This window comes from Streptomyces showdoensis (assembly GCF_039535475.1).
Classification (GTDB): domain Bacteria; phylum Actinomycetota; class Actinomycetes; order Streptomycetales; family Streptomycetaceae; genus Streptomyces; species Streptomyces showdoensis.
Map to the genome: position 1 here is coordinate 19,941 of NZ_BAAAXG010000008.1, position 25,662 is coordinate 45,602.

The following is a 25,662-nucleotide window of genomic DNA, read 5'->3' on the forward strand; positions in this document are numbered from 1 at the left end:
CCGGAGGCTGCGGAGGCGGGCTTGGGGCGGCATCGGGACGAGTTGCGGCCCGCTGCGGTGGCCCGGTTGCTGCAGCTGCGTGGGGCGGGGGAGCTGAGGACGGCGCATGTACGGCTGGTCGCCGAGTCAGTGGACGTCAGCGTGCGGCAGGTGTGGCGCTGGCTGGCCCGCGCGGAGGAGACGGGTAGCACGGAGAAGCCGGAGCGCAGGCGGTTCCGTATCACTGAGGAGATCATCGAAGTCCTCGCCGACCACCAGGGCAATGTGAAACGCGCTCACGAGTACCTGGTGCGCGTGGCCGAGGCGGCGGGGGAGAAGCCGGTCGGTCTGACCACGCTGCACGACGCGATCGCCCGTGACCTGGACCCTGGTTTCATGGCGGGTCTGCGGGAGGGGATTCCGGCCGCCCGCGGCTTCGACCCCGCCTTCCATCGCCCGGCGGTGGCCCGGAACCAGGTGTGGGAGGGGGATCACAAGCAGGCTCCGCTCGTCGTGATGATGCCCGACAAGAAGCTGTCGAAGGTGTGGGTGACCTGGTTCGAGGACCGCGGTACCAGCTATGTGATGGGCTGGGCGGTCACCGCCGGCAGTGCGCACCGCGGCTCGGTCCTGGCGGCGGTGCGGGCTTCGGTCCTGCGGGAGGATCCTTACGGGCCGGCCGGGGGACTGCCGCACCTGGTACGGGTCGACGGCGGTGCCGACTTCCTGTCCAAGACAGTCCGGCGGGCCTTCGGCCTGCTCGGTGTCCCTGCACACCGGGTGCGCAGCGCCCGCCACAAGGGCGGTGTCGAGCGGCTGAACCGAACCGGCGTGACCCGCTTCTTCGCCGACCTGCCCCGCTACACCAAGGCGCCCCTGCTCGATCACCGCCGCCGTGTCGGCGAGACGGACCCGCCGTTGACCTTCGAGGCATTCGTGGAGCTCCTGGGGGAGTGGGTCACCGAGCACAACACCCAGCACGTGGTGAAGCGCACCGGGCTGACGCCGCTGGAGGCGTGGCTGGCCGACCCGACCGAGATCCGTCCCGAGCCCACCCCGGCCGAGCTGCGCGCGTTCATGCTGGAGAGTGATCACCGGCTTCGGAAGATCACCAGCCACGGGGTGGAGTTCGCGGGCCGCTGCTACATGCCGGAAAACGGTGTGGGCCGCATCGGGGTCGAGGTACGGGTGCGGTGGATGCCGCACCACAGCCACGAGATCGACCTGTACACCTTCCGCGGGGACCGCTACCTGGGCCGGGCGTTCCTCAGTGACGAGGCCACGAAGGAGCTGCGCGCCAAGGTCCTTGCCGACCGCCGGGAGCACAGCGCTGAGCTGCGCCGGGCCCTCAAGCGCTCCGGTGAGCGCAGGCACGACCGTTATCTGCCGGCTACCGAACCCCAACTGCCTGTCTCTGCGACCCGCATGACCAAGGAAGAGGCGCTCGCCGAACTCGCGGGCCCCAGCCGGTCAGCGCCTGCCGCGCCTCGCCGGCGCGTGGAGCCGTATCAGCCTTTGACGCCCGTCCCAGCCGGCTGGGTGCGCCCCGGCCAGGCCACTGCCCCCGCCGATCCGTCTTCGGAGGACGCATGACCACCACCGCCGCCACTTCTGCCGCGCCGCCCGAGTCGGGGCCGCCGCGCCGTCCGGATCTGCGCCCGCAGTTCTTCCTCGGCCTTAAGGACTCCTCACTGGTCGCCACCGACACGCTGCTGCAGATCAAGGACACCGTCGTCGACACCGTCGAATCGCGGGCCATGTCGGTGATCTACGGCGACGCGGGGCTGGGGAAGAGTTTCGGCACCCGGGCCACGATCCAGGAGATGAACCCAGATCTGATCCTCCCGCTGGACTTCGCTCGTTCCCGCCCGGGGCCGAAGGACCTGCGCGAGGAACTGTTCCACCAGATGAATCTGTCCTGCAAGATGCCGGGGACGCCGACCGCGTTCGACAAGCTGCTGCGCGAGACGCTGCCCCGGCGCCCGTATGTGATCGTGTGTGACGAGGCCCAGCAGTACCGGCGGGAGAACTTCGAGTTCCTGCGCAAGCTGTGGGACACCTGCGATCCCAAGCCTGCCATCGTCTTCGTCGGAGGCCGAGAGGCGTACGAGACGCTGCAGAGCGACCCGGCGCTGGCCTCGCGGATCTATATCCGCCTGGAGATTCCGGCGATGAGGGAGGACGAGGTCCTCAAGGTCGTGCCCGACTCCCACCCGGTATGGAAAGGCGTACAGGAGGCGTTGCTGAAGCGGGTCGACACCCAGTACGCGCTCGGGTCCTTCCGTGAGTGGGCGAAGGTCACCAAGCACGTGATCAAAGGCATGGAGCACTTCAAGGCCGACAACGTCGACGACCGCATCGTGGACTGGGCCCTGAACCGTTGCTGACCACTGCGCTGGCTGTTCAGAGTGCCGCCGCTGCGCCGGACCTCTTCGATGCGATGGGACACGCTGCCCCGACAGGTCTGCACTTCCTTGGCACCCCAGGTCTGCGCACGTTGCTCACCCCGGGCCTGCTTGCCGTGGGCGATGCGCTCGCCGACGCCTACGCCAAGGGCCGGTTCGTGTGCGTGCTGGGACAGGCCGGGGTCGGCAAGACCTTCGCCGTCCACACTGCCGCACGCCGCCTCGGCGAGCTGCTGCCCCTGGACCTTCGTGCTCAGCCGTCACCGGCAGACCTGCGTGACGCCCTCCACGAGGCACTGAGGCTCCCCGGCCAGGCGCCTGCCGACCCCGCCCCTGCCGACACGCTGATCCGCCGCGCCCTCGCGCAGGGGCCGCGGATTGTCGTGGTCGAGGACGCCCACCGGCTGTCACCGTCGTGCTGGGAGTATCTGCGATTCCTGCACGACGAGCTCTCCCAGGGGCTGTGCGTGGTCCTGACCGCCCCGGCGTGCGGCGAACGCTTCCTGCGTGCCCAGCGGATGCTCGCCACCCGCACGACGAGCTGGCTCTGTGTGCAGCCGCTCACCCGCGACCGCATTCCGCAGGCGGTTCCCGCCTTGCATGCGCTGTGGCAGGGCGTCGCGCCCGGTGACCTCGACGCACTCGACGCCCGATGTGCCGGCGGCGTGCTGCGCCGGTGGGCTGTGCTGACCCGGCACACCCAGCGGGCGATGGCCGCCCACGGGGCGAAGAAGCCAGACCGGGTCATGCTGCAGGCTGTGGCCGACCGAGCCGACGGCGGACGGCGCCCGTGACCGCACCCAAGTTCAGCAGCATCGCCCGGACGAGGGCGGAAAGCCGGCCGATGCCGGCGACTTCTGTGAAGCGGCCGGTCCGACTCCTCCTGGACACCGACGACGACCACGCGGTCGACCGGTCCGCCCACCAGTGGGCGGACCCCGCCCGCCGACGCATCACCGTCGAACCCACCCCGCACACCACCAGCCCGGCCCACCTCGCACTGGACGTCTTGCGCGCCATGGGCCGTGAAGGGTACTTCCGCCCGGAGGCGGAGCGAATGTCCACCAACCCGGCCTGGCGCGCGGTGACCTGCTGGACCCTGACCACCGGCATACGCGACGTCATCGTGCTGCGTGCTCACCGCCTGAGTGCTGAACGCCTGCGCCGGCTGGCCGTCTGGGTGGCACAGACCGGCATCCGCCTCACGCTCCTGGCGCACACCCCGCAGCGGGATGGCGAGCGGAGCCTGCTCGAGCACCTCACAGCCGCCGGTCTCGACCCCCAGGTGGCCGCACGCGGCACGACCTGTGTCCTCGACGCGATCGGCCCGGCCGCCGGCCGGCGCACCGGCTCCCCACCGCACGATCACACCTACCGGCTACCGCCGTTGCCGCACAGCCCGGTGCCCGTCTTCCGCGAGGACTGCCGGCGCCGCCTGAACCCAGCCGACTTCGCCCACACCGACGGCCAATACCGCGCCGGCTACGCAGCCGCCCGCACCTGGCTGGCCCGGACCCAGCCACCCCGCCCCGAGAACACCCCGACCACCAGCCGCCGCGACGAGCGCACCCCTTTCAGCCTCCAGCAGACAGAAGCCCTGAGGCTGTTCCTTGCCCGCCTGACCGTCTCAAGCCCCAGCCCCCAGCACACCCTGGCCCGCGTCCGAGGAGCCCAGGCAGGCTTCCTCTCCCGCTCCACTCTGCTCGACGTACCCCACGACCTCACCACCCGCACAGGCCCCGGCATCACCACCAAGCCCCTCACCCCGCAAACCGTGCACACGATCACCACGCGCCTGCCCAACCCCCTGCGCGCCGCCGCGATCGCCGCCCTGCTGTTCACCGGCACAGACACCTCGCTGCTCTCCATGACCCAGACCGCAGGCATCGAACACGCCCACAGCACCTTGGCCATCGACCGCGACTCCCGCATCAACATCGGCGAACCACCCGGCCCCCGCCACATGTACGCCGTCCCACCCCGCGCACGCCCCCTGCTGCAGACAGCCGTCGCATTCCGCCGCCGCACCCCGCGCACCTACGACCACCACGGCCTGTTCGCGAACTGTTTCGGCACCACCCCACGCTTCGAGGCCCTCATCGCCGACGTCGGCCTCCCGATCCCCGCCCTGGCCCGCCACGCCGGGGACGATTGGCACACCGCCACCCACGCCTGGCATCTGCACACCCCCGCGCCGCGCACTTCTGACTTCCCTGCGCCCTTTTGAAAGTCCTCGGGTGACCGAGCCCCGACGCTCCGCCCGTCCACAACCGCAGTGTGTGCCTTCGTCAGTGGACTGCACAGGGCCCTCCGGCTTACCGGGCAACGTCGCAGCACCCGGGGTTCTCGCCGGGGGACCGCCGCTGACGGCGCTCGTCGGTCTGTGCTCGTTGTTGTGGTGCAGCCGGGACGGCGTGCCCGCCTGGGTCACCCGGAAGGGGGTAAAGCAAAGGCTAAATCTGTAGGTAAATCTGTTAGGTTCTGGGGTATGCCGACTCAGGATGAGCTGTTCGATGCGGTGGATGCGTTGCTGGCCGGGGAGCCGGAGATGCCACCGCCGGCGGAGCGGGCGCGGCTGCGTGAGGCGGCCGGGGTCACGCAGGCGCGGCTCGCGCAGGTCCTGGAGACCAGTACGCAGACGGTGAAGAATTGGGAGGCGGGCCGCAGCGAGCCACGGCCCCCGCGCCGCGCGCCGTATCAGCGTCTGCTGGAGGGATGGGCGCAGAAGTATCCCGCCCCCGCCCCGGAGGCGTCCACCACCCCGGTTCAGCAGCCGCCAAGGCTCGAGGAACCATGCGCCCCGGCGCCGGAGACGCCCCCGGCCCCGACACCTGCTGCTGCGGCACCCGGACAGCCCCGCAGGCTCGAAGCAGCACCCAGCCCGGCGGCTACAGCTCGTCCAACGGCATTGCGGCGCCCGGGCGCGAAGAAGGCCGCCGCTTCGAAGCCCGTGACCGCCGCGCCCCCCGCCTCCGATCCGAGGTTTGTGCATGGCCCGCTGGCCGTCATCGACGTCGATGACGAGGGTCAGGTTCTCGCGTACTGCGTGGGCGGTCTGGTCCTGGACGTGCCCGCGAAGACACTGCCCTCGCTGGTGGAGTGGACACTGACCGAAGCACAGGTGGGTGCGCAGCGGCTGAACGGCTCGGGTAAGGACGCCGACCCGCTGCTCGTCCTCACGAAAACCGCCCTGGAGCGCTTCGGCCTGCCCGCCGAGCTCACCGACCAGGAACGCCTGGCCGGCCGCCTGCCCGACGCCCACAAGGCGATCGCCCAGCTGACGCGGGAGCAGTGGCAGCTCACGAAACGCGGTCTCGGCCCCTGGGCACGGATCTACCGCCCCGCCCAGGGCGGCCGCCGTTCCTGCGTCCAGCTGTGCATCCCGTCCTGGAACGCGCTCGACACCCGCAGCTGGGGCCACGCCGCGGACCTCCCCCCTGCCGAACTCGCCTCCGTTCTCGGTACATACGCCACCCGGGTCATGACCCCCCGAGGATCCACCGCCGTCACCGGCCTGGAGCTGATGACCGCCCTCCACCCACCGACCCGGGCCTCCGCCCCGGACGAGACGGGCAAGCGGCACAGCGAGCACAACCCCGGCTCCCTGGGCAAGGAGCCGATGGACCCGGCGCCGTGCGAGGCGACCGACGGCCACCCCGTCCTCTCCCACCTGCCCCGCTTCCACGTCCGGACCCCGGCCGAGAAACTCTTCGAGGAGGCCTACGACTGGGCGCGCCCGCTCACCGACGACGAGTGCATGAAGCGTCATCTCGTCGGCATCGACGTGAACATGGCCTTCGCCGCCAGCGCCAACGGCGCGGTCGTCGGCCTCGCCACCCCGCCCGTCCACGTCACCCACCCCGTCTTCGACGCGAAGACACCCGGCTCGTGGCTGGTCGACCTCTCCCACGTCGACCTGTCCCGCGTGCAGGTCGGCAAGCAGTGGCACACCCTCGACGGCGATCTCCTGCCCAGCCCGTTCACTCCGACCGGCAAGCGTCCCGAAGGGCCTGCCTGGTACGCGACCCCGACCGTCGCCTACGCCGCCGAACTCGGCTACGACGTCGCCCCCACCGAGGCCTTCATCCGCACGGAATCGGGCCGTTACCTCGACGGTTGGTACAAGCGGCTGCGCGACGCTTATGTGTCGACGATGGCCGACCTCGGCGTCACCGAGAACCTGACACCACCACAACTGCTCGCGGCGATGGACGGCTACAAGCGGCGCGACCCGCAGGCGGCGATCGTCCTGGACGCGATCAAGTCGACGGTGAAGAACGGCATCGGGAAGTTCCAGGAGAAGGCACGCGGAGGAGGCTGGCGGCCGGGACAGCCCTGGCCGGCTCTCACCCGCCCGACGTGGCGCCCGGACATCCGCGCCGCCGTGATCTCCCGCGCCCGGATCGGCATGCACCGCAAGATGGTGGCACTGGCCGCCGCCGCCGGCCGCTACCCGGTCGCTGTGCTGTCCGACTGCGCCGTCTACGCCGCCGACGGACCCTCACCACTCGACGTCCTGCCCTACGACGACGCCGGTAAGACGGTGCCCGGGTCGTTCCGGCTCGGAGTGTCACCCGGAATGGTCAAGCACGAAGGCACCCAGACGACCCTGTGGGCCGAAGAGCTCCGCGAGCGCGTCCAGGCACCGGAGCTGAACCTGGCCCGCTACATCAAGACCGGCGACGTCACCACCGCCGACACAGGGGAGTAGGACACCAAAGATGACCAAGTCCGTTGGCGAGGGACTCAACAACGCACTAGAACAAGCCGTCACACGCCCAGCACCCAAGAGCCCGGGCGTCCAGATGCGCTACCTGGTCAAGCAGCTGAAAGGAACCAAGGCCGCAGCCCAAGCCCTCGGGATCTCCCAGCGCACCGTCGAGCGGTACATCAAGAACCAGCTCAAAAAACCGCGCCCGGACCTCGCCGCCCGACTGTCCAGCGAGGTGAAAAAGCGGTGGCAGCCCCGCGTGAAGGCGCAAGCGAAGAAGACCGCCGGCACGAGCAGCGGCCTCGTCATCGACGTCCAGGGCCGCCTCGGCTACAGCGCGCCCGTCGGCACCACGGACGAGGCACGCGAACGCCACCTCACCGTAGCGCTGCCGCCGCGCTTCGCCGAGCGCCTGTTCACAGCGCAGGAGCAGGGCGCCTCTGAGAGCCAGCTCCAGCAGATCGCTGCCGAAGGACTCAAGGAGACCTACTTCCAAAACCATGGGACGCGGGCCGGGAGCCTGGAGGAAGTGCATCTGTTCGACGTCCAGCACATCGAGTTCGGCCTCTGACCATCCCACCACAGGACGAGGCACCGCCCCGGCAACTGAACCGCAGCGCGAGAGGCGCCGCCAAGACAGGCCCGTGGTCACAGGATGGTGGCAGTCAGCGGAACCGCACTTCGCACCGAAGAATCCCCCTTGGGGAGAAGAGCTACTCTCCTTGCCTAGCATGACCGTGCGTAACTATAGTTACGCCAATCGTGACACAGAAGATGCCGCACTCCGCGGCCGGCCAGATGGTCGGATACCTCTACCAGTGCGAATGGGCCCTGGTGGAACTGGCCCGCCGATGGTTCAGGGACCCGCAGACCGAGCTCCGCATGGAGATGCTCGACGACATCGACCTCCTCCGCCACGGCACGCCGGTCGAGCTCGTCCAGTCCAAACACCACGGACACGCCGGCGAACTGGGGTCCACCAGTGCCGACCTGTGGCGTTCGATCAACTCCTGGTGCGACGCGCTCGAACACCTGCCGGCGGGGCAGCTTCCCATGCTCAGGCTCGTCACCACACAGACTGTCTCGCCCGGCAATGTTCTGGCCAAACTCAGACACGACGCCCGGGATGTCACCGCTGCACTGGCAGAACTCGAGGCCATCGCCGGCGATCCCGACGGCGCCAAAACCACATTGCCCTGGCGATCCCGGTTCATGGCCTGCACCGCTTCGACGCGCGCTGCCCTCGTGGGCGCCATCGTCCTCGACGATTCCGCGCCGCGAGTGTCAGAGGTGGACTCTACGCTGCGCGAAGTGATCGGAATCTGGAAGAACGACGAGCAGAGCCAGGCGATCCTCGAGGAACTGAAAGGCTGGTGGTGGAACGTGTCCCTCGACATGCTCGACCACACCAATCCCGGCCGGCGCATGTCCGTCAGCGCCGAGGAACTGCGCACTCAGATCGACTACGTCTCCGGCAAGTACACCCACACCGCCCTGCCCGTCGTCGACAGCCTCGACGACCTCACCGAGCAGGAGATCGCCCAGTACACCGGCCACGTCTTCGTCGAACAGCTCAAGCTGATCGGCCTCGGCAACCGCAGCATCCGCGCCCACATCGGCGAGTACCACCACGCCTGGGCCCACCGCTCACGCTGGCTCTACCACCATCACGTCACCCCCGGGGAACTCACCCAGTTCGACAGCGACCTGCGCCAGGAATGGAACCTCATCTTCGCCAAGTACGCCGACCGCTTCGATGCCGGCAAAGAAGGCGACGACGCCCAGGCCGTCGGCGAGACCATCCTCGACGCCACCCTCACCGCGGCGCAGGACATCAAACTCCGCCAGCTCGGCAAACGGTGGATCGCCCGCGGCACCCTGCACGCACTCGCCGACAACGCCCGCAACGAACCCAAGCCGCTGGGCTGGCACCCCCACTTCGAGGACCTGCTCAAGACACCCCCGCGCACGCAGACGAAGGGGGAGTAGCACATGACCACCACCCAGCTTCCTGAAGCAGCGGCCCTCCTCAACCCTGCTTTCGGCGCCTACATCCTCAGCCACAGTGCTGCCGCGTACGCCGCAGCCGCCACCGAGCCGGAATCCCATCTGCCCTGGCCGTCCGCGTTCCTGGTCCTGCCGCTGGTCCTGCCCCCCGACTCCCGGAGCGCCCTGCCGCGAGACACCCGCACCCAGCTCGCCGGATGGCTGGCAGACAACACCATGATCCGCGCAGCATTCCCTCAGCGCGCACCCGCTCTGCACGCCTACACCCAAGGCTGTATCCGCTTCGGCATCCGCCACGGCACCCTGGCGCTGACCGGAGGCGGCCTGCGGGCCACCCGCAAACCCGCGAAGCCCGACTCGTCACAGCCCGCCGGCGAAGCCGCCACCTGCGTACGCGCCGCGGTTCTCGTGGGCCGCTGGTTCGCCGCGACAGACACCGCCACCCTCTTCACGCTGCTGGGCGTAAGGCCCTGACCCGACAAAGGACCCTGCCCCATGCACCTGATCGCCCTCGCCCTCTACCACCGAGACGGCCGCCCCGACCCCCGCGTCGTCCGCTTCCGCCCCGGCACCCTCAACATCCTCACCGGAGAGTCCGAGACCGGGAAATCCGCGGTCCTGAGCATCGTCGAGTACTGCCTCGGCCGGCAGACCTTCACCCTTCCAGACGGAGTCATCACCGACACCACCGCCTGGTACGCGCTCCTCGTACAGATCGGCCCCACCCGTCTCCTCCTGGGCCGCCCCGCGCCCAAGGGCGCCTCGACGAACAAGGCGATGCTCGTCATCGGCGACCACACACTAGATGTCCCTGCGGCAGACCAGATGCACGTCAACGCTGACGCCGCCGCCATCCGCACCGAGCTCAGCGCCCGTATCGGCATCGAGGAATTCCGCTTCCAGCCCCCCGCCGGAGCCGGCCGTCACGCCTTCGACGTCTCCATCGCCCAGGCCGTCCTGCTGTGCCTGCAGAAGCAGAACGAGATCGCCAACCAGAATCTCCTCTTCCACCGCCAGGGGGAGCAGGGAATCGCCCAGGCGATCAAGGACACCCTTCCCTACTTTCTCGGCGCGGCAGGCCCCGAACAGGCAGCCCGCCGTCACGAACTCGCCGAACTGAACAAAGCCCTGCGCAGGGTCAACAAGCAGATCGAAGAGGCACGGCGCCGAGTAGAAGGCGGCGAAGCCCCCCGCGTCGCCCTGGCACGCATGGCAGCCGACGCAGGTCTCATCGACACCGTCCCCGAAGCTCCCACCGCAACCGCCCTCGACACCCTGCTGCGCCAAGCCCTCGACGCCGTTCCCGACGCCTCCTTCGTCTCCGGCCCAGACACCAGGCGTGAACAGCTCGCCGCCGAACGCCGCGCCCTGCGCAGCCAGCTTCAGGAGATTGACAACTCCCGCACCATCCTCGACAGCTGGAAGGAAGAGAGCACCGCCCTCACCGGCGAACTCCACGTCCAGCTCAGCCGCCTCAAGCCCATCGGCCTGCTCGGCGACGCCTCCCACGACCGCGACGCCCACACCTGCCCCCTGTGCTCTCAGCACCTCCCCATCCCAGACCCTCGAGTCTCCGACCTCCAGGAACTCACCCGCCGCCTCGAGACAGAACTGGACGATCTGGCCGCACTGCAGCCGGCCCGGAACCAGCACCTCGAAGCACTCGAAGCACAGACCCGCGAGATCCAGGCAAGCCTGCGTAACAACGCGGCCACCCTCGAAGCCCTCAACGCCAGCGACCGGCAACTCCGCCAAGCCCAGGACCAGCGCACCTACCTCGCCCACGTCCAAGGACGCATCCTCCAAGAACTCCAGCGCACCAGCCCCCAGGGCAAGGACGACCTCGGCGACCTCCTGCGGCACGGCGACAGGTTGACCGAACAGGCCGAAGCCCTCCAGCTTCTCGTGGACGCCGACGAAGTCGGCGCCGAGACCGAGAACCGGCTGAACGAAGTCGCCGACCTCATGACCACCTGGGCGCGAACCCTCGGCCTCGAGCACGCCGACACCGCCGAAGAGGTCCGCATCAGCCCCACCTTGCTCAACGTCGTCCTGCGCACCCCCGCCGGACGACTGCCCCTCACCCGCATCGGCAGTGCCAAGAACTGGATCGGCTACCACCTCGTCGCCCACCTCGCCCTGCACACCTACCTGCAGCGCCACAACCGTCCGGTCCCGGGCTTCCTCATGCTTGACCAGCCCACCCAGGCGTTCTTCCCCGAGGAGGTGCACGACGCGGTCACCGTCGAGGACGCCGACTGGGAAGCCGTCCGCGCCTACTTCGCCCTCATCTCCCAGGCCGTAGAGCAGAACGGCGGAGCTCTCCAGGTCATCGTCTGCGACCACGTCAACCTCCGCGACGACTGGTTCCAGCAGGGAGTCGTCGAAAACTGGAGAGGCGGCGTCGCACTCATTCCCACAGACTGGATCTCCGCCGAGTGACGACCTGAGCCCTCCCTGTCTCGTTATCACGGGGCAGCGCGTTGAGGTCGACGACGGCCGGCTGCTGCACCGAGACCGCCGACGAGCAAGGGGACGAACCGAAGTGATCGAACGAGTCCGTGCCGTCCTGGTCACGCTGACGACACGATGCTAGCCATCCGCCGCACCCGGCCGGGCATCCCCGTGTACTGGGTCCTGCCCGGCGGCGGTGTCGAGCCCGGTGACGAGTCCCGTGAGGCCGCCCTGTACCGGGAGATCCACGAGGAGATCGCGGGGAAGGCCGACATCGTCCGCCTCCTCCACACGATGAGTCCGACGACGAGCGCCAGCTCTTCTACCTCGCCCGCATCGCGACCTGGTCCTTCGAGGACCGCACCGGCCCGGAGTTCTGCGCCAAGGACCGCGGCGAATACATGCTGGAGGAGATTCCGCTGACCCTGGAGGGGCTCAACGGCATCGACCTCAAGCCCGAGGAGATCGCCCACGTGCTGAGGGGAGCTATCGGCACCGCGACCCTCGGAGCCGAGGCGACTTCATTCTGAGTCTTCGAGCACCTCACCACGCCAACCAGTGCCGGACTCGAACGGCGCCGGTCCTGGCGGCCTTCCCCTACCTCGCAAGCCAGTGCTGCAGGCGTGCCAGCCGCAACCGGACCACAGCGTGCAGACCATCTCTGCCACGCCCCGGACCCCACAAGCCATAGAGGAGCCATACGCCTGGCATGGCCTAGTGCTTCTACCGGGACCACCACGGTTTGACCGTGTCCAGGTGCGCCCGGACGGCAGCGATGTAGGCAGTCTCCAGCGGCTGCAGCGCGCTGAGGTCGATCTGCGCCGGCGGGATGTTCATGGCCGTGTCGTTCTCGATGGGAGGCGCCTCCCAAGCCGCACGCATGGCGACCCCGGCCGTCTTGTGCAGCTCCTGGACGAGCTCAGCGTAAGCAGCGCCCACCGCTTCGGATTCGATCTTCGTCCACGCAAGATGGTAGGAGAGGTTGCCCTGGATCTCCCGCAACGACTCCGACAGCCGCACGCGCTCCTCTGGCAAGGCATCAAATCTCCGCCGTCTGATGGCGTAGGGCATCTCCTTGTAGGCACTGTGGGCCGCGAACGCCTCGGCGAAGGCGGTCCGGAGCCTGCTGATCTCCTCCTCCCGGCTCTTTCGCCGGGCAAGCCAGATGTTGATGACCGCGGTGAGCATGGCGGCGAGGAACTCGCCCCTGCCCTCCAGCCGACCTCGTCGAAGGCCGCAGGACTGTCGAGCACGTCCGCAACCTGTCGAAGCTGACGCCCGAGCAGCATCAGGCGAAGGCAGACGAACGTGCCAAGGCAAGCGAGGAGCGAGCCGTCGCGAAGCGCGGGGTATCACGCCGTGATACTCCCGAACCGGCGCCGACCACGGTGCCGGAGACGAAGAACAGGAACGCGACAGAGCCGGGCGACCTATCACGCCGTGATAACCCCCAGCAGCAGGAAGGCGCCCAGCGCACGGCACAGCCGCACCAGGCGGAGGGCGCGGACGTACCCGAACCGCGGTCCGCACCTGGGCAACCCAGTACGCCCGTACGGCCAACTGAGAACGCCTGGAGCGACGGCCGCGCAGCTATGGACCATGCCCTGACCGCGCTGAGCGATGCGGAGCGCAGCCGCTTCCTGCACCGCTACGTCGAGCGCGCCGGCAGCACCGAGGCACTCGTTCAGGATCTCGCACGAGGAATCAATGACGGGGCCCGCCTGCAGCTCGCCACCATCCTGGAGCAGGCCGCCCAAAGGCTGAGGCGCGCTGGCTAGGCGCCAGGTCCCAGCACGGGGCTGCCTCTCTTTGAGAGACAGCCCCGACCTCGCCCCGTTCCCACGGGACTGGGGGAGTGCCCCTCGCGCGGCCCGAAGGGGGTCCCTCGCTGGTCCAGGCAACCCTCTCCAGCGTGGCGACACACGCCGCAGCACGCGTAGAGCGTGCCCATAGTGGGGAGCAGTAGCTGGTTACCGGAGATGCCGGGGGAGGACTTGGCATGGGAGCCGTCACAGTTGCACTTGTGGTACTAGCCGTCCTCAGCGTGGCTGTCGTAGCCGGACTACAGGCCAGGGCTGGTCGTCGTGAGGCCGAGGCAGAGAAATCGCGCCTGGCCGAGCAAGCCCGAATCCAAGCCCAGCGGTCACTTGAAGCCGTTTGGGCCATGAGCCCCTCGGACTTCGAGGAATACGTCGCGGAACTCTGCCGCCGAGACGGCTGCACCGGAGTGCGCCGCGTGGGTGCTGCGAACGACCTGGGCGCCGACGTGACGGGCCGGCTGCCGGATGGCCGGAAGCTCGTGGTGCAGTGCAAGCGCTACGCGAAACACCGCACCGTCGGTAGCCCGGACCTCCAGAAGTTCAACGGCACCGCCCGCAGCGAACACGGAGCAGACGTCCCGCTTTTCGTCGCCTCGTGCAAGTTCACCAAGCAGGCGCGAGCCTTCGCAGCCCGCCACGGTCTGGTCCTCGTGGACGTCGACCTCCTCGGCTTCTGGAACAGCGGCACCGCTCTGACCGCGCTCCTGGACCTGGACATCGGCCGGTCCGGCACCAACCAGAAACTCGCCCCGGACAACTGAATTCTTAGCGCTCAGCAGCCAGCGTCGATGCCCTTCCAGCCGTTCCCGAGCGAGCGGCGCTGGGGCCGCGACGGTCCGGCAGCGGGGTGCAGGGCGGGTGTTCAGTGCGCCGGTCACCTGGACGGCGCCGTGGGGGAGAGGCCGGCGGTGACTTGTCCGGAGGCGAGGACGCGCGCGTACGTCCCTGGCCCGTAGGCGGAGAGGGCCACCGCGAGCGCGGCCGCGGCCGTCTCGGCCGGCCTTGCGCCCCAGCGGGGTTCGTCCTCGATGGCGGGCGGTTGGTGGGGGAGTGCGCGGCGCTGGGCACCGAGGCCGCAATGAAGGGCTACCGCGTCCGCTACATACTCGCGACGAAGTTGGTGAACGAGCTGGTCGAGGCCGCGGATGAGAAGCAGCTGAACAAGACGATCGCCCGCTACGGCCGAGTCGACCTGCTCTGCATCGACGAGCTCGGCTACATGGAACTCGACCGCCACGACGCCGAGCTCCTCTTCCAGGTCCTGACCGAACGCGAGGAGAAGAACAGCGTCGCCATCGCCTCCAACGAGTCGTTCGGCGGCTGGACCAAGACCTTCACCGACCCCAGGCTCTGCGCGGCCATCGTCGACCGGCTCACGTTCAACGGCACCATCATCGAGACCGGCACCGACTCCTACCGCCTCGCCTCCACCCGAGCCCAAGCGGAGCGAGCAGCCGGCTGAAAGGCTGAGGAGCTGCGTCATGAGGCGTTGACGGGGTTCCAGCTTCGATCTCCCGTAGCAGTTCCCCGTCATCGTCATAGAGCTCAAGATTGAACCGCAGACCGAGCCGGGTCAGCAGCGCAGCGAGATCCTCGAACCGTTGAGGATCGACGACTCCGTTCAGGAGCGTGTCCCCGTCGGTCGGGTCGACCTCGATCCGGCACCAGCTGGTCTCGACCTCATACGACTCCCGCGACGAGCCGGATTGGGATCTCCAGCCGGCCCCGATGAACCGCTTGGCCACCCACGATGCACTCGGGGCTCCTGCCAGGCCGCCATACACGTTGTTGTTAATCTCATGCCAGACGGGATCGAGCGGCTGTCCCTCATCGGATATGTCCACAGCTGGATTATGAAGCAGACCCCGCAACCCGTGATCGCACCGCTATCGACATCAAAACTTGTCGATGTTGATCACTGCACCCCGGGTCACACGCTTCCCGAACTCCTCGACAAACGAATCCCCAAGAAGTCGTCATAGCCACCCTGCCGGTCCGGTGCCCATGGACCACGTCAGTTCGTAGATGCCGACCCCGCGCTGGACGCGCTTGACGCGGAGGCCGGCGCGGAAGCGGCCGGTGCGCAGGTCGTCGACGAAGGCCGCCACGGTCTGGCGGAAGCGGCGGCGCTGCTCGGGGGTGAGGCGGTCCAGGTCTCCGGTGAAGCGGGGCAGGGCCTCGTACGTGGGCACGGTGAACTTCTCCAGAAAGCACGAAGCCCCCGCCCGGTGGCCGAGGGCGGGGGTGGCTGTTCGTGTCGAAGGGCGTCGGGGACGTGGTCTGCTCAGCGGTCTCGGCTGGTTGGGGCTGGCGTGCGCTGGTGTGCGTTCGATGACGCTCGATTGGGTTGGAGTGGGCCGGGGTGGGCGCCACTCCGGTAGCCGGGGCGCAGTGTTCGCAAGGTCCGCGTCAGGTCTCGTAGCGGTCGCGCATCGCGTCCCAGAACTGCTGGGGCCGGGTGGCCTCGCAGCCGTCACACCGGTACCCCGCGAACCAGACGCGGGCCGGCCGTCCTGTTGGGCTGACTCGCGGGAGCAGCCGAACTCGGGGCGAAGCGGCCGGAGGCACAGTGGGCAGGAGTCCGCCTTGATGGACTTCGGCTTCCGGGGCCGCTTTGTCGTCCTGGACCTGGACGGCGCGGAGGTAGCTGAACGCGCTGATCGCCGCGTGCGGGGTCATCGGTGCGAGCGGCAGGGCGATGGTGTCGGGCATGACGGCTCCTCACGTACGGGCCACCGCGCGGATCGCAACGGCCCCAGATCCAGAGCCTGGGGGAGTCGCCCTGTGGACAGAGTCCGCGCACCGAAGGTGACCACCTACCCCCCTTGTCCAGGTTCGGACGGCCGTGCGTTTCCCCTTGACAGGGTCCACCAGGTGCGACAAACCGCCCACCTCGGTGGGGGAGAGATCTCCGTCCCGGCACGCTGAGTGACGGATGGGGAAAAGCCGCTGCCGGACCCGGTACACCACTGGGAGACTCCGGAGATGACCACGCAGCGCCTCCCGTTCCCCGTGCCCGACGAACGCGCCCACTACTTCGTCGGCCAGTACGCCGACATGCACGACCTCGTGGCGGACCTGGTCGTGCCCGACGGCGTCCCCGAGGCTGCGGCGACCGTCCTGCGCACGGCCCGGGAGCTGCTGCGCCAGTCGTACTACTGCTTCGAGTTCTCCACCGTGGCGGTCCTGCACTCCCTGATCGCGGTGGAGATCGTGCTGCGCGACCGGATCCCGGGTGCGGGCAAGAAGCCGCTGCAGAACCTCATCCAGCAGGGCGCGGAGACCGGCGTCCTGACCGGCCGGCAGGCGGAGTACCTCGACTACGGCCGGAAGATCCGCAACGGCATGGCGCACGGCAAGACCACGCACGCGGCGATGCCGCCGGCTATGGCCGTGCCGATGGTGACGACCTCATTCACGATCGTCTCCGAGCTCTGCGCCGCACCCACCACATGATCACGGCTCGATGCACCAGGCGGGGGACTGCGGGTGTGACCAGAGGTGGGACCACCGAAGTCGGCGATCTTCCATTCGTGCAGTTCAGAGGCCGTGGGCAAGCCCTCCTCAGAAAACGACACCCTTCCTCGCGAGAGCCGAGGGGAAAGGTGATCCGTATCCCGGGCCGGCGGCCGCGTGGAGGGGTAGATCGGGCCCGGCCACGATTGCCGGTTGGCAGCGTGGCCGGACACGCGATGAGGGAGTTGTTACGCCTTGCCTGCGGCTTCGAAGCGGAAGCCGAAGAGGCCGCCACCAAGCCGGACGTCGACGGCCTGGCGCACGGGAGCTGTCAATGTCAGCCGCAGGACGCGATGAGGTCGCGGAGGATCCCGGACGTCAAGTCGGGGGGTGCCGCCTCGGTCGCGACGCGTTCCATGAATCCGTTGTAGACCGCCGCGTCGGGACCCCGCACCTGAGCCTCCCGCAACGTCTCGGCGTGCCCCAGGATTGCGTGGACAATGCTCTCCGTGTTGTGCGGTCGCTCGGCAGCGTCAGCCAACCGGTACAACTGCTCCTGGTACCGCGAGTGGGCGTCTCCCCGGCTGATGTACTGGGCGCCGGAGAGTTGTTCCGTGTAGACGATGTCAGGCAGCAGCCGTTCCGCGAAACGCAGGATCGTCACCGGTTCGCCGATGTCCACGACACCCCCTGCGCGGAAGGGCACGATCTGGATGGTGACGTTGGGCCACCGCGCGAGACGCAGAAGGTGCTCGAGCTGTTCCTGCATCACACGGCGGCTACCTACCTGGCGGAGTAGGACCCCCTCGTCGAGAACAGCGTGGAGCTTGGGAGCGTGGATGGAATCCAGCAGCTGCTGGCGCTTCATACGCAGCTCCACCCGGCGATCGATCGTTTCCTCCTCATCAAGAGGCAACCCAGTCCGGAGGATCTCCCTCGCGTACTTGGGTGTCTGGAGCAGGCCGGGAACGAGTCGCGCCTCGTATGTCTGGATGGAATCAGCGCTCTGCTCCAGGTCGAAGAGGAGCCTCAGCCGCTCGGGCGTGATGTCGTTGTACTCGTGCCACCAGCTTTCCCCCTGGGCCGCGTTCAGGGTGTCAAGGAGGCGGTTCCTTTCCCAGGGGTCGTGAACCTCGTACAGGTCGAGTAGCCGTTCCAGCTTGTCCGCCGACCCTGGCACGGGCTGTCCGTGTTCGAACCGGGAGACCGTGGCAGTCGAGGCGTGGACCCGCAGCGCGGCCTCGGTCTGGGTGATGCCACGGTTTTCACGCAGTTCACGCAAGCGCGCGCCCAACAGAATGCGTTGAGCCGCAGGGGCGAGGCGCCTGCTGGCGGGGAGCCGGGGGGTGGCGGATGCCGTCGGCGCGGCGGCCGCTCGGGCTCCGTCCCGGTCCAGAGGAGCGAGGTGCCTGCCAGTGGGAAGCGGGGGGATGACGGATGCCGCCGGCGCGGCGGCCGCTCGGGCTCCGTCACGGTCCAGCTCCTCCAAGGCGCCGCTGACGTGATAGCGGGCCGCGGTGCTCAGCCAGTTCTTCGCCTCGTCCCTGCGCCCCTGTGCGAGGAGTTCGAGCCCAAGGGCGTACGCCTGATGGCCCAGTTCGGCCTGCTCGGCTTGGAGGACCACCGTGGCCCGCTCGTGATCCGTGAGCTGCTCAATGCTGTCCATGACCGCTTCGAAACCGCCCTCGGAGCCGCTCAGGGGGGGCTGAGGCGGCCAGGTACCGGCGTTCACTCGCATTCTCCCTTTCCCGTGGCCATCGGTCGGTAGTGCTCCAGAGCGCTGGCGCCGCGGAGCGTCGCCAAGGCCCGTTTGAGTAGCTTCTTCACTCCGTTCTCCCCGATCCCCATGAGTACGGCGACCTCCGCGACGCTGAGGTCGTCGAGGTACCGGAGGCAGAGGGCCACACGCTGCCTGTGTGCCAGGCCGGCCAGGGCCCGTTCGACGTCCACGCCCCGCTCGATCGCCACAGGAAGGTGCGTGACCATCACGCGCATGAGCAAGGCCATCTCCGGCTCGTCGACGGGGACCTCCCGCGCGATGCCGCGCCTCTCCCAGAATTCCGCGATGCGGCATCGGGCAATGGAGTAGAGCGCTTTCGCCGGCTCGTCGTAGAACTCGACGTGGTGGTCATACCTGACGAAGAACAAACGCCAGGTCTCCTGGCACAGGTCCTCCGCCTCCTGCGCTCCTCCCACCCGGCGCGCCACGAACGCGTCCAGCCTGGGGTGCTGGGCCAGGTAAAAGTCCCTCATGGCCTTCCGGCGCTCAGGATCCTTTGCGGCTCGGGCTGCGGGACCGCTGCCCTCCGTCGATGTCATCGAGCCTCGTCGACGTCGATGTCGGCGCCGACACGGACCGACCACTGGGCTTCAGACAGCCTCTGACGTGCGGAAACCGCCTGCCCGCTCGCTCCGGCTGCGTCCATAACCGTCGCGATGGACCGGCGTTGCTCTCGGGCAAGGAGGACCTTTCCCAGGATGCGCAGCCCCGCAACGGTCACACCACATAAGCCGGAGATCGCCAACGCCAGCTCACTAGGACCCATCGACCGCAGCACTGCAGGATCACCCACTCCCTACCCAACCGAAACACTGTCACCTGTACATCGGTGCAGAACCCGGTTTCGGGTACCCCCAGCCCCGCCGTTCTTCCTTCGGACGAAGTCCCGCGCTCGCTCGCGATGGCGAAGCTGACCAGACACGTCACTCACTAGCGGCGTCAGCTGTGCCCCGCACGGCGAGAATCTCCGAGACCGGGCAGCCCCATGCCGCGCCCGGGCCGGCGGGGCCGTAGAGCGTGAACCCGCACGCCTTGAAGAACGCCTGCCGGTCAGCCGCGTCGGCGCCGTCCTGCGGCACCAGGGCCAGGAACGTGTCGCCGGCCTTCTGGGCCCGGCGGGCGATCTCAGTGAGAAGTGCCCGGCCGACCCCGCCGCGACGACCGGTAAGGGCGACCGCCATCGTTGAGATGAACGTCTGCTCGCCGGGATGCGCCTCCCGGCCTTCGTCGTGCCCGAAGTCGCAGTGGAGCTGGAACTCGGCGACCCCGACGACAGACCCTTGGAGCTCGGCCACGACGACGTCCAGGCCCTCGGGGTCGTAGAACCTGCCGTCTCCCAGATGATTCGAGTACAGCAGCTCCTCCACCACCGAGTAATCGGCTTGGACGATGTCACGGATGAGCGGCATGACCCAAGTGTTCCAGGACCGCGGCGCGGAGGCACCGTCTACGGGCGCCGAGGTCTACGAGCGCTTTGCCTGCTGGCCCATGGTGTCGACTCTGGCAGAGGTGCAGAGCATTACGCTCCTTCCATGTGGAGTGAGTCGAACAACTATGGCTTCGAGAACGAGCTGGACTACCTGCGGTCGATCAAGGAGGACGACAGCTATACGTTCACGTACCCGTTCGAGTACATCACTAAGAACTACGGGAACGACTATTACGACATCGGCACAGCGGACATGGTGGTCCGGGTCCAGTGGAACGACGCAGAGGCTGGTTACACGGTGGCCTACGACGTCCCCCGAGATGGACAAGATCGACCCCGCTGAGGGGAACGGCGATGCAGCGAGCTTCTACGAGAGCGACGTTTACTGGAGGCTCGTGAGCGACCTCGACGGCATGGGGATCAGCTCCGAGCTTCGTGCAATCTAAGCACGGTTGGCTTGCCATCGCAGACGCCAGGCTGAGAGCGGGATACCGATCGGCTCCGTGGTGGTGCCCGGCCCCTCGTGAAGCCGGGCACCACCACGGGCCAACAGCCAGAGCACCAGGCCCCTCGGGAGGGGATGGAGAGGGGCCAGCATCGACCAGCAAGGGGCGGCGGTCCTGTACGCCGTCCCACCGCCAAGGTAGGAGCCCCTCCCGCACAGCGCAGCTTCTGATGGGCTGCCAGGGCGACGCCCCTTCCCCCGCGATAGCGGACTGGAAGAGGCGTCGCCCATCAGGGTCCGACCGCGGAGCTCAGGCCGGCTGCGTCTGAAGCCCGGCGAGGGGAGAGCGCCGGCCCTTGCCGACTGTACGCAGCTGCGCCCAGTCGACCTCGGGGTGTGCCCCCGGGGAGCAGACGCTGACGGCCGCACTCGACAACCCCGACGGCCACGCCCTCTGCCGCGCCCAGGAGGCCCGCGCCGACGCGGAGGACAGGGAGCGCCGCGCCGCACAGCGGGAGGCGGAGCGCTCGGTGTGCCCGCGGTGCGGGGCGAACCTCAGCGACGAACGCTGGCAGCAGCTGCGGCACGGTAGCCGGCCTCGAGCCGGGACAGCTAGGGCGTGTATCAGAAGCCCGCTTCGAGTGAGCTGTCAGTTGGCAGCAAGAATGCTGGAGAGACTCACAGCGGGGCGGTCAAGCATGCCTGTCAGCGTGCGCTGCTGGCGCTCGGTCAAGGAGGCAACAAAGATCACGGCGTCAGCGTTGGCCTGGTCACAGGCCTGAGCTACTTCATGGACTTTCCCGTAGCTCAGCAGAGTCCGCGAGGAGTAGGGCAGATCCATCTTCTGGACCCCGCCGGCCGAGACGCCTCGCCGTTGCACAATCTGCACGACGACCCGAGCGCCGCGCGCTGCCAGTTCTCTGGCTGCCGACACCATGAGCGTTTCGAAGTCCTTCTGCTTCGCAGAGAAGTAGCCAACCAGGACTACATCAGCGCCCACGTTCGTGAGTCGGAACGCCCGGCGCTGGGTCGGCTTCGAGGGCACGCGGCGAGCCAGGCGCCGGTCGCGCCTTCGAGGCTGATGCATGCGCCACAGGCTAAATGCCTTGTTGCCTGCGGTGATACCGGATTTCTCTCTGACCGAGCTTAGCGAGCAAGATCAGAGCCACTCGTTGATGGCGGCGATCGTGACGGTGGCCTCGTAGCGGACGGAAAGTTTGTCGTGTCTTGTGGCCACCGCCCGGTGGCGTTTGAGGCGGTTGATCCCGCACTCGACCGCGTGGCGCTGGCGGTAGTCGACCGGGTCGAAGTGCGGCGGTCGGCCGCCGCGGGAGCCGAGCTTGGCGGTTGCGTGCCTGGTCGGCCTTGTCAGGGATGGTGCAGCGGATCCTGCGGCGGCGCAGGTAGTCGCGGTTCTTGCGGGAGGCGTACGCCCTTGTCGGCCCGCACGCGGTCGGGCCGGATCCGTGGCCGGACCGGCCCGATGCGGGGCACGCGAACCTTTGCCAGCACGGGCTCGAACTGTGGCGAGTCCCCGCGCTGTCCTGCCGTGATCACGATCGACAGGGGCTTCTGGCCCCGCTCGACCGCCAGGTGCAACTTGGTGGTGAACCCGCCGCGCGACCGTCCCAGCCCGTGATCGACCGGCTCGGTGAACACGCCACCCGGCGGTTCCTTCTGCAGGTCACCCCACTTCCGGGCCCCAGCCGCGTGCTGGCGGGCGCGGCAGACCGTGGAGTCGACGCTCAGGTCCCACATGATCGCACCCGCTGCGTCGGCCAGGGACTGGAGCCGGGTGAGGATCCGCTGCCAGGTGCCGTTCCGCTGCCACCGGCGGAACAGGTCGTAGACCCGGCCCCACGGCCCGTACTCGACGGGCACATCCCGCCACGGCACACCGGTCCGGACCCGGAACCGTATGCCGTCGATCAACCGCCGCCGAGGCCAGACAGGGGGCCGCCCCGCCTTCGCCCCTTTCGGCAACAACGGCTCCAGCGCGGCCCACTGCTTGTCCGTGAGATCTCCCCGCCCCATGAACCATGATCATTCACAGCCCAAGATCCACTTTCGATACACGGCCTAGTCGGCGTTGACGGCGACGGCCTGGCCAAGGACCGCGCCGATCTTCAGGGGAACTCCGGGACGCTTCGCCCGGCGCGGTCACGAGATTCCCGTGGCACAGCTCCGGCGCCACATATGCGCCCACCGGGCCTTTGTTCGCAGCCCCCGGTGACCTTTGGACCATCGGTCGCCCCGCGTAGACATCCCAGAGCGGGTCTTCAAGGAGCGGGAGGAGCCGGGAAGGCAGCGCGCCCCGGTCGGGATCCGGGGCATGCTCGCTGGGTCTGCTACTTCGTCTCCAGCAGTTTGGCTGTGCTTACGCGGTCCGTGTCGAGGAACGGGTTGGCGGTGATGTCGAGGCCGAAGAGCGCGTAGATGTGTCGCAGGGCTTCGTAGGCGTCGCGCTCGGGTTCCCCCAGGGCCTTCCAGCTGTGGTTCCAGTCGTTACTTGTGGCCGGCTGGGGTGAGCCCAAGAGCGGGAAGGTGGGGTCGTCACCGGGGGCTAGGGTGCGCGCGGGCGGGCGGGTGAACTCCGATGCGACGATTCGGTGCGTCCATGTGCCGTCGACCAGCGGAAGGACGTGCTGGTCGACCAGCCGGAAGTACTCCAGGGTGATCTCGGTCAGTACGAACACGCTGATCCGGGCGTCCCTCGCTGCTGGAGTTTCGCTCCATCGCCCAGCCGAGCATGTCCGTGGTCGCGGCTGCGGCCGCCGTGACCGTCCCATCCGATTCGACCAGCAACCCACGGCGAGGAGGTTCCGCCAAGAGGAGACCGCCCTCACGAGGCTCTGGACGCTTGTAGTCCGAGGACCAGTTGAAAGCCGTAGGGACTCCGGAGCGTGCTCTGGTGCGTCAGGACATCCCGCAGGGCCGCCGTCGCCGTACATGCCGGAAACAGATCCCGCGCGGATGATCGGGGACGCTCTGGAAGAAGAGCACCGGCGTCTCCTCAACTCCCAGGGTTACGCGCAGGTCCTCCCGGCTCCTCACGACGGTCCGCGGCCGGAGTGGGGGCGGCCATCGGGCGCGCGCCGAGTGCGCAGGCCGTCGTTCACCAGCTGGTACACCTCATCCGGCCGGAGGTAGACCGTGGTGTCGCCGTTGCGGATTGGGACCGTCCAGCTGCCCTTGACGAACTGGCCGTTCTCGGTGATCCCGCGTGTGACGAGCGCCCATCGCTCGGACTCGGGCGCGCCGGTACTTCGATTACGAAGTAGTGCCCGGACGCCGTCGGGTCGGCGGCGGGGTGGTCGTACCAGTAGAACTTAACCTTGAGCAGTGGGCGTACGTACTCGTTGAGGACGTCCTTGTAGGAGTCGGTGTTCACCACCTTCCTCTCGAAGGGCGTCACCTTCTCCGCAACCTCATAGAGCTCGCTCGGGCGCTTCTTGGCCTTGAAGCCGCACACGATCAGACCGCCGCCGGCGTTCGCGAACGCGGCGACGTCCTTGGCGAGCTCGAACTTCCCCTTGTCGGTCCGTTAGGTCGTACGGCCCGCTGGGGCGGGACGCTCTTGAAGTCGACCCACTCGCTCTCTGGCGTGCCCAGGATCTCGTTCGGCTTCTGCGCGGTGAGGTAGGAGATGAGTTGCACCATGCTGTCGGCGGCCATACTGCTGGAGCCTACGCACACGAGGGCACAGCCTGCGCGACAGCCGCCCCTCAACGTTTGATTGATTCGCTGGCCGGCGGAGGCCTGCTCTGGGCCGAGTGGCGTGTCCGCGGCGACGAGCGGGAGCGGGTAGGACAGGCGCTCCGCAGTCCCACGCTCACCAGGGATACTGCTGGGATTGAGTGAAGGGTGACTCGCTAATGGCTCTGGAGTTCGATACACGCCGTCCACCGGTCCGTGCCTCGCAGTATCTGGAGTTGGTCAAGGCGGTCCGCGCGGCGAGCGCAGCGGACGAGCTGGACTGGCTGGAGTGGAAGTCGACGCTGGAATTTCAGCCGAAGAACAAGGCGGACAAGAGCGCTCGTGCACATCTGGCACGCGCCATCATCGGTTTCGCTAACCGCCAGCCCGACGTTGCCCTGCGCAACGTGGAAGGATACGGGCTCCTGGTAGTCGGGGTCGATCCAGAGGGCTACTACGGCGTCGACGAACTCGACAGCGTCGAGCTGGAGCGGTGGATCACGCGCCGTACGTCGGTGAGGAAATCGACTGGCGCACCACTTACGTCCACGTCAGCGAGGAAGGGCATGAACGGCTTCCGGTCCTGATCGTCACGGTCAGTCCTCCGAGCTGGGGCGATCCGATCTATTGCATCCGTAAGGAGATCCCGCCGCCTCCACGGGGTGAATCGGAGCAGACGAAGGACAAGGAAACGATCCGCGAAGCGACGATCTTCGTACGGCGTACGGCCGGACGGACCGTGCCCGAGCGGTTGACATCGATCGTCTGGGCGAGCGCCTCCTGCGTAGGCACCAGGCGCTCGACCTGACGCTTTCCGTGCAACAGGGTGTCGTGCCCCATGTAGTCACTCCAGCTGACGACCTGGACCGCGTTGTCGACGCGGAACGCGAGCGCCTCGTCAGACCTCTGCGGTCTGCTACAGGGGGGTTGGCCATGGAGCAGATGATGAGGAGGCTTCTCCTATCCGGGATCGACCCCGGATCCACGCAGCCGCGAAGGGTATCTGGAAGAGGTCAACCAGTATCTGGAGGCGCTCAGGAACGCCCTCCCGAAGACACTGCCGGAAGTCGCGGCACTCGCCGCACCGCGCATCGCGCTGCGTCTGCACAATCGCACGCACATCCACCTCAAGGACGTGCAGATCAGGCTGGAGTTGCCGGACGGCGTACTCGCCCTGCCTCCGATGGACCCCGATGACCAGGACAAGAGCGATCCGGTCTCGAGAGAGCTGCCCAAGGCGCCCCGCCCTTACGGGCCGGTGAAGCGAGACCTGTATGGCGGCTTTCCTCCCTCCCTCTTGCAGCCCTCCCTGGGTGTCATGCCTGCCTCCCTGCCGCATACATGGGAGATCGAGGTGGTTGGGAACACGGTTGTCTTCCCCGAGGAGGACGTGCGCGTCGGCTTGTCAGAGGACCTGGTTCCGTTCGTGGCCGTGACCGAACAACCCCTATCCGGGACGTTGCAGGTGTCGTGGACAGCC

The 25,662-nt window shown here is 68.1% G+C and carries 25 protein-coding genes and 2 pseudogenes; 18 read left to right on the forward strand and 9 right to left on the reverse strand.

Features of this window, described 5'->3' with window-relative positions:
* The first annotated feature begins 57 nt into the window (after positions 1-57).
* The 11 genes from ABD981_RS04640 to ABD981_RS38765 all read left to right on the forward strand — a co-directional run bounded on the left by ABD981_RS04640 (position 58) and on the right by ABD981_RS38765 (position 12,086).
* The gene (locus tag ABD981_RS04640) at positions 58-1,572 is read left to right on the forward strand and encodes a Mu transposase C-terminal domain-containing protein (RefSeq protein ID WP_046911518.1); all 1,515 of its coding nucleotides are present in this window, start codon (positions 58-60) and stop codon (positions 1,570-1,572) included.
* Entirely contained in the window at positions 1,569-2,366 is a 798-nt protein-coding gene (locus ABD981_RS04645) for an AAA family ATPase (RefSeq protein ID WP_046911502.1), read from the forward strand. The genes ABD981_RS04640 and ABD981_RS04645 overlap by 4 nt, the downstream gene beginning before the upstream one ends.
* Positions 2,360-3,178, forward strand: coding sequence for an AAA family ATPase (locus ABD981_RS04650; protein ID WP_123955139.1), 819 nt, complete (start codon positions 2,360-2,362; stop codon positions 3,176-3,178). The genes ABD981_RS04645 and ABD981_RS04650 overlap by 7 nt, the downstream gene beginning before the upstream one ends.
* 50 nt (positions 3,179-3,228) lie before the next feature.
* Entirely contained in the window at positions 3,229-4,611 is a 1,383-nt protein-coding gene (locus ABD981_RS04655) for a hypothetical protein (RefSeq protein ID WP_046911501.1), read from the forward strand.
* Positions 4,612-4,872: 261 nt separating this feature from the next.
* Positions 4,873-7,095: a telomere-associated protein Tap gene (tap, locus tag ABD981_RS04660; RefSeq protein WP_046911500.1), complete on the forward strand. Its 2,223-nt coding sequence runs from the start codon at positions 4,873-4,875 to the stop codon at positions 7,093-7,095.
* 10 nt (positions 7,096-7,105) lie between these two features.
* Positions 7,106-7,666 (forward strand): telomere-protecting terminal protein Tpg, encoded by a 561-nt coding sequence (gene tpg, locus ABD981_RS04665; RefSeq protein WP_046911499.1) that lies wholly within the window; start codon positions 7,106-7,108, stop codon positions 7,664-7,666.
* 191 nt (positions 7,667-7,857) lie between these two features.
* Complete coding sequence (locus ABD981_RS04670; RefSeq protein WP_240495459.1) at positions 7,858-9,084, forward strand: ABC-three component system protein; 1,227 nt, start codon at positions 7,858-7,860, stop codon at positions 9,082-9,084.
* A 3-nt stretch (positions 9,085-9,087) separates the two neighbouring features.
* Entirely contained in the window at positions 9,088-9,576 is a 489-nt protein-coding gene (locus ABD981_RS04675) for a three component ABC system middle component (protein WP_046911498.1), read from the forward strand.
* Positions 9,577-9,597: 21 nt separating this feature from the next.
* The gene (locus ABD981_RS04680; protein WP_046911497.1) at positions 9,598-11,544 is read left to right on the forward strand and encodes a DUF3732 domain-containing protein; all 1,947 of its coding nucleotides are present in this window, start codon (positions 9,598-9,600) and stop codon (positions 11,542-11,544) included.
* 147 nt (positions 11,545-11,691) lie between these two features.
* Positions 11,692-11,979: an NUDIX domain-containing protein gene (locus tag ABD981_RS04685; protein ID WP_382748796.1), complete on the forward strand. Its 288-nt coding sequence runs from the start codon at positions 11,692-11,694 to the stop codon at positions 11,977-11,979.
* Positions 11,958-12,086, forward strand: coding sequence for a hypothetical protein (locus tag ABD981_RS38765; RefSeq protein ID WP_382748794.1), 129 nt, complete (start codon positions 11,958-11,960; stop codon positions 12,084-12,086). The genes ABD981_RS04685 and ABD981_RS38765 overlap by 22 nt, the downstream gene beginning before the upstream one ends.
* Positions 12,087-12,279: 193 nt before the next feature.
* Here ABD981_RS38765 and ABD981_RS04690 read toward each other — a convergent pair whose 3' ends face one another.
* On the reverse strand, positions 12,280-12,744 hold the full coding sequence (locus ABD981_RS04690) for a hypothetical protein (protein WP_123955138.1): 465 nt from the start codon (positions 12,742-12,744) through the stop codon (positions 12,280-12,282).
* A gap of 404 nt (positions 12,745-13,148) precedes the next feature.
* Between ABD981_RS04690 and ABD981_RS04695 the strand changes: the two genes are divergently transcribed.
* From ABD981_RS04695 to ABD981_RS04705, 3 genes and pseudogenes are all read left to right on the forward strand, one after another.
* Positions 13,149-13,334 (forward strand): hypothetical protein, encoded by a 186-nt coding sequence (locus tag ABD981_RS04695; protein ID WP_046911496.1) that lies wholly within the window; start codon positions 13,149-13,151, stop codon positions 13,332-13,334.
* 386 nt (positions 13,335-13,720) lie between these two features.
* Positions 13,721-14,137, forward strand: coding sequence for a restriction endonuclease (locus tag ABD981_RS04700; RefSeq protein WP_240495458.1), 417 nt, complete (start codon positions 13,721-13,723; stop codon positions 14,135-14,137).
* 299 nt (positions 14,138-14,436) lie between these two features.
* Positions 14,437-14,838, forward strand: a pseudogene (locus tag ABD981_RS04705) (ATP-binding protein); the annotation flags it as partial.
* Positions 14,839-15,352: 514 nt separating this feature from the next.
* On the opposite strand, the gene ABD981_RS04710 reads toward ABD981_RS04705, so the two are convergent.
* The gene (locus ABD981_RS04710) at positions 15,353-15,568 is read right to left on the reverse strand and encodes a hypothetical protein (RefSeq protein WP_240495457.1); all 216 of its coding nucleotides are present in this window, start codon (positions 15,566-15,568) and stop codon (positions 15,353-15,355) included.
* A gap of 217 nt (positions 15,569-15,785) precedes the next feature.
* The gene (locus ABD981_RS04715; RefSeq protein ID WP_046911494.1) at positions 15,786-16,088 is read right to left on the reverse strand and encodes a hypothetical protein; all 303 of its coding nucleotides are present in this window, start codon (positions 16,086-16,088) and stop codon (positions 15,786-15,788) included.
* Positions 16,089-16,361: 273 nt separating this feature from the next.
* On the opposite strand from ABD981_RS04715, the gene ABD981_RS04720 reads away from it, so the two are divergent.
* Positions 16,362-16,832, forward strand: a complete 471-nt coding sequence (locus ABD981_RS04720; RefSeq protein WP_123955137.1) for a hypothetical protein — start codon at positions 16,362-16,364, stop codon at positions 16,830-16,832.
* A 337-nt stretch (positions 16,833-17,169) separates the two neighbouring features.
* Here the strand turns inward: ABD981_RS04720 and ABD981_RS04725 are convergent, their stop codons facing one another.
* From ABD981_RS04725 to ABD981_RS04735, 3 genes are all read right to left on the reverse strand, one after another.
* Positions 17,170-18,498, reverse strand: a complete 1,329-nt coding sequence (locus tag ABD981_RS04725) for a helix-turn-helix domain-containing protein (protein WP_165591023.1) — start codon at positions 18,496-18,498, stop codon at positions 17,170-17,172.
* A 62-nt stretch (positions 18,499-18,560) separates the two neighbouring features.
* Positions 18,561-19,151, reverse strand: a complete 591-nt coding sequence (locus ABD981_RS04730; protein WP_123955135.1) for an RNA polymerase sigma factor — start codon at positions 19,149-19,151, stop codon at positions 18,561-18,563.
* A gap of 384 nt (positions 19,152-19,535) precedes the next feature.
* The gene (locus ABD981_RS04735) at positions 19,536-20,021 is read right to left on the reverse strand and encodes a GNAT family N-acetyltransferase (RefSeq protein WP_123955134.1); all 486 of its coding nucleotides are present in this window, start codon (positions 20,019-20,021) and stop codon (positions 19,536-19,538) included.
* 123 nt (positions 20,022-20,144) lie between these two features.
* Here ABD981_RS04735 and ABD981_RS04740 point away from each other — a divergent pair, with 123 nt between their 5' ends.
* On the forward strand, positions 20,145-20,384 hold the full coding sequence (locus tag ABD981_RS04740) for a hypothetical protein (RefSeq protein ID WP_345528029.1): 240 nt from the start codon (positions 20,145-20,147) through the stop codon (positions 20,382-20,384).
* A gap of 751 nt (positions 20,385-21,135) precedes the next feature.
* Here the strand turns inward: ABD981_RS04740 and ABD981_RS04745 are convergent.
* The 3 genes and pseudogenes from ABD981_RS04745 to ABD981_RS04755 all read right to left on the reverse strand — a co-directional run bounded on the left by ABD981_RS04745 (position 21,136) and on the right by ABD981_RS04755 (position 23,182).
* Positions 21,136-21,573: an HflX-like GTP-binding protein gene (locus ABD981_RS04745; RefSeq protein ID WP_240495456.1), complete on the reverse strand. Its 438-nt coding sequence runs from the start codon at positions 21,571-21,573 to the stop codon at positions 21,136-21,138.
* A gap of 72 nt (positions 21,574-21,645) precedes the next feature.
* A pseudogene (locus ABD981_RS04750) lies at positions 21,646-22,520 on the reverse strand (IS5 family transposase).
* A gap of 314 nt (positions 22,521-22,834) precedes the next feature.
* The gene (locus ABD981_RS04755; RefSeq protein WP_345528031.1) at positions 22,835-23,182 is read right to left on the reverse strand and encodes a hypothetical protein; all 348 of its coding nucleotides are present in this window, start codon (positions 23,180-23,182) and stop codon (positions 22,835-22,837) included.
* A gap of 1,179 nt (positions 23,183-24,361) precedes the next feature.
* Here ABD981_RS04755 and ABD981_RS04760 point away from each other — a divergent pair.
* Positions 24,362-24,769 carry a hypothetical protein gene (locus tag ABD981_RS04760; RefSeq protein ID WP_345528033.1) on the forward strand — a complete coding sequence of 136 codons (408 nt, stop codon included), beginning with the start codon at positions 24,362-24,364 and terminating at the stop codon, positions 24,767-24,769.
* 548 nt (positions 24,770-25,317) lie between these two features.
* Positions 25,318-25,662 (forward strand): hypothetical protein (locus ABD981_RS04765; protein ID WP_345528035.1); only part of this gene is annotated, 345 nt, incomplete at its 3' end.

Bases quoted from the DNA above. Each gene is read 5' to 3' on its own strand.
- ABD981_RS04645 (WP_046911502.1), top strand. From the start codon at position 1,569: ATGACCACCACCGCCGCCACTTCTGCCGCGCCGCCCGAGTCGGGGCCG.
- ABD981_RS04655 (WP_046911501.1), top strand. From the start codon at position 3,229: ATGCCGGCGACTTCTGTGAAGCGGCCGGTCCGACTCCTCCTGGACACC.
- tap (WP_046911500.1), top strand. From the start codon at position 4,873: ATGCCGACTCAGGATGAGCTGTTCGATGCGGTGGATGCGTTGCTGGCC.
- tpg (WP_046911499.1), top strand. From the start codon at position 7,106: ATGACCAAGTCCGTTGGCGAGGGACTCAACAACGCACTAGAACAAGCC.
- ABD981_RS04675 (WP_046911498.1), top strand. From the start codon at position 9,088: ATGACCACCACCCAGCTTCCTGAAGCAGCGGCCCTCCTCAACCCTGCT.
- ABD981_RS04680 (WP_046911497.1), top strand. From the start codon at position 9,598: ATGCACCTGATCGCCCTCGCCCTCTACCACCGAGACGGCCGCCCCGAC.
- ABD981_RS04685 (WP_382748796.1), top strand. From the start codon at position 11,692: ATGCTAGCCATCCGCCGCACCCGGCCGGGCATCCCCGTGTACTGGGTC.
- ABD981_RS38765 (WP_382748794.1), top strand. From the start codon at position 11,958: ATGCTGGAGGAGATTCCGCTGACCCTGGAGGGGCTCAACGGCATCGAC.
- ABD981_RS04690 (WP_123955138.1), bottom strand. From the start codon at position 12,744: ATGCTCACCGCGGTCATCAACATCTGGCTTGCCCGGCGAAAGAGCCGG.
- ABD981_RS04695 (WP_046911496.1), top strand. From the start codon at position 13,149: ATGGACCATGCCCTGACCGCGCTGAGCGATGCGGAGCGCAGCCGCTTC.
- ABD981_RS04700 (WP_240495458.1), top strand. From the start codon at position 13,721: ATGAGCCCCTCGGACTTCGAGGAATACGTCGCGGAACTCTGCCGCCGA.
- ABD981_RS04715 (WP_046911494.1), bottom strand. From the start codon at position 16,088: ATGCCCGACACCATCGCCCTGCCGCTCGCACCGATGACCCCGCACGCG.
- ABD981_RS04720 (WP_123955137.1), top strand. From the start codon at position 16,362: ATGACCACGCAGCGCCTCCCGTTCCCCGTGCCCGACGAACGCGCCCAC.
- ABD981_RS04725 (WP_165591023.1), bottom strand. From the start codon at position 18,498: ATGGACAGCATTGAGCAGCTCACGGATCACGAGCGGGCCACGGTGGTC.
- ABD981_RS04730 (WP_123955135.1), bottom strand. From the start codon at position 19,151: ATGACATCGACGGAGGGCAGCGGTCCCGCAGCCCGAGCCGCAAAGGAT.
- ABD981_RS04735 (WP_123955134.1), bottom strand. From the start codon at position 20,021: ATGCCGCTCATCCGTGACATCGTCCAAGCCGATTACTCGGTGGTGGAG.
- ABD981_RS04740 (WP_345528029.1), top strand. From the start codon at position 20,145: ATGTGGAGTGAGTCGAACAACTATGGCTTCGAGAACGAGCTGGACTAC.
- ABD981_RS04745 (WP_240495456.1), bottom strand. From the start codon at position 21,573: ATGCATCAGCCTCGAAGGCGCGACCGGCGCCTGGCTCGCCGCGTGCCC.
- ABD981_RS04760 (WP_345528033.1), top strand. From the start codon at position 24,362: ATGGCTCTGGAGTTCGATACACGCCGTCCACCGGTCCGTGCCTCGCAG.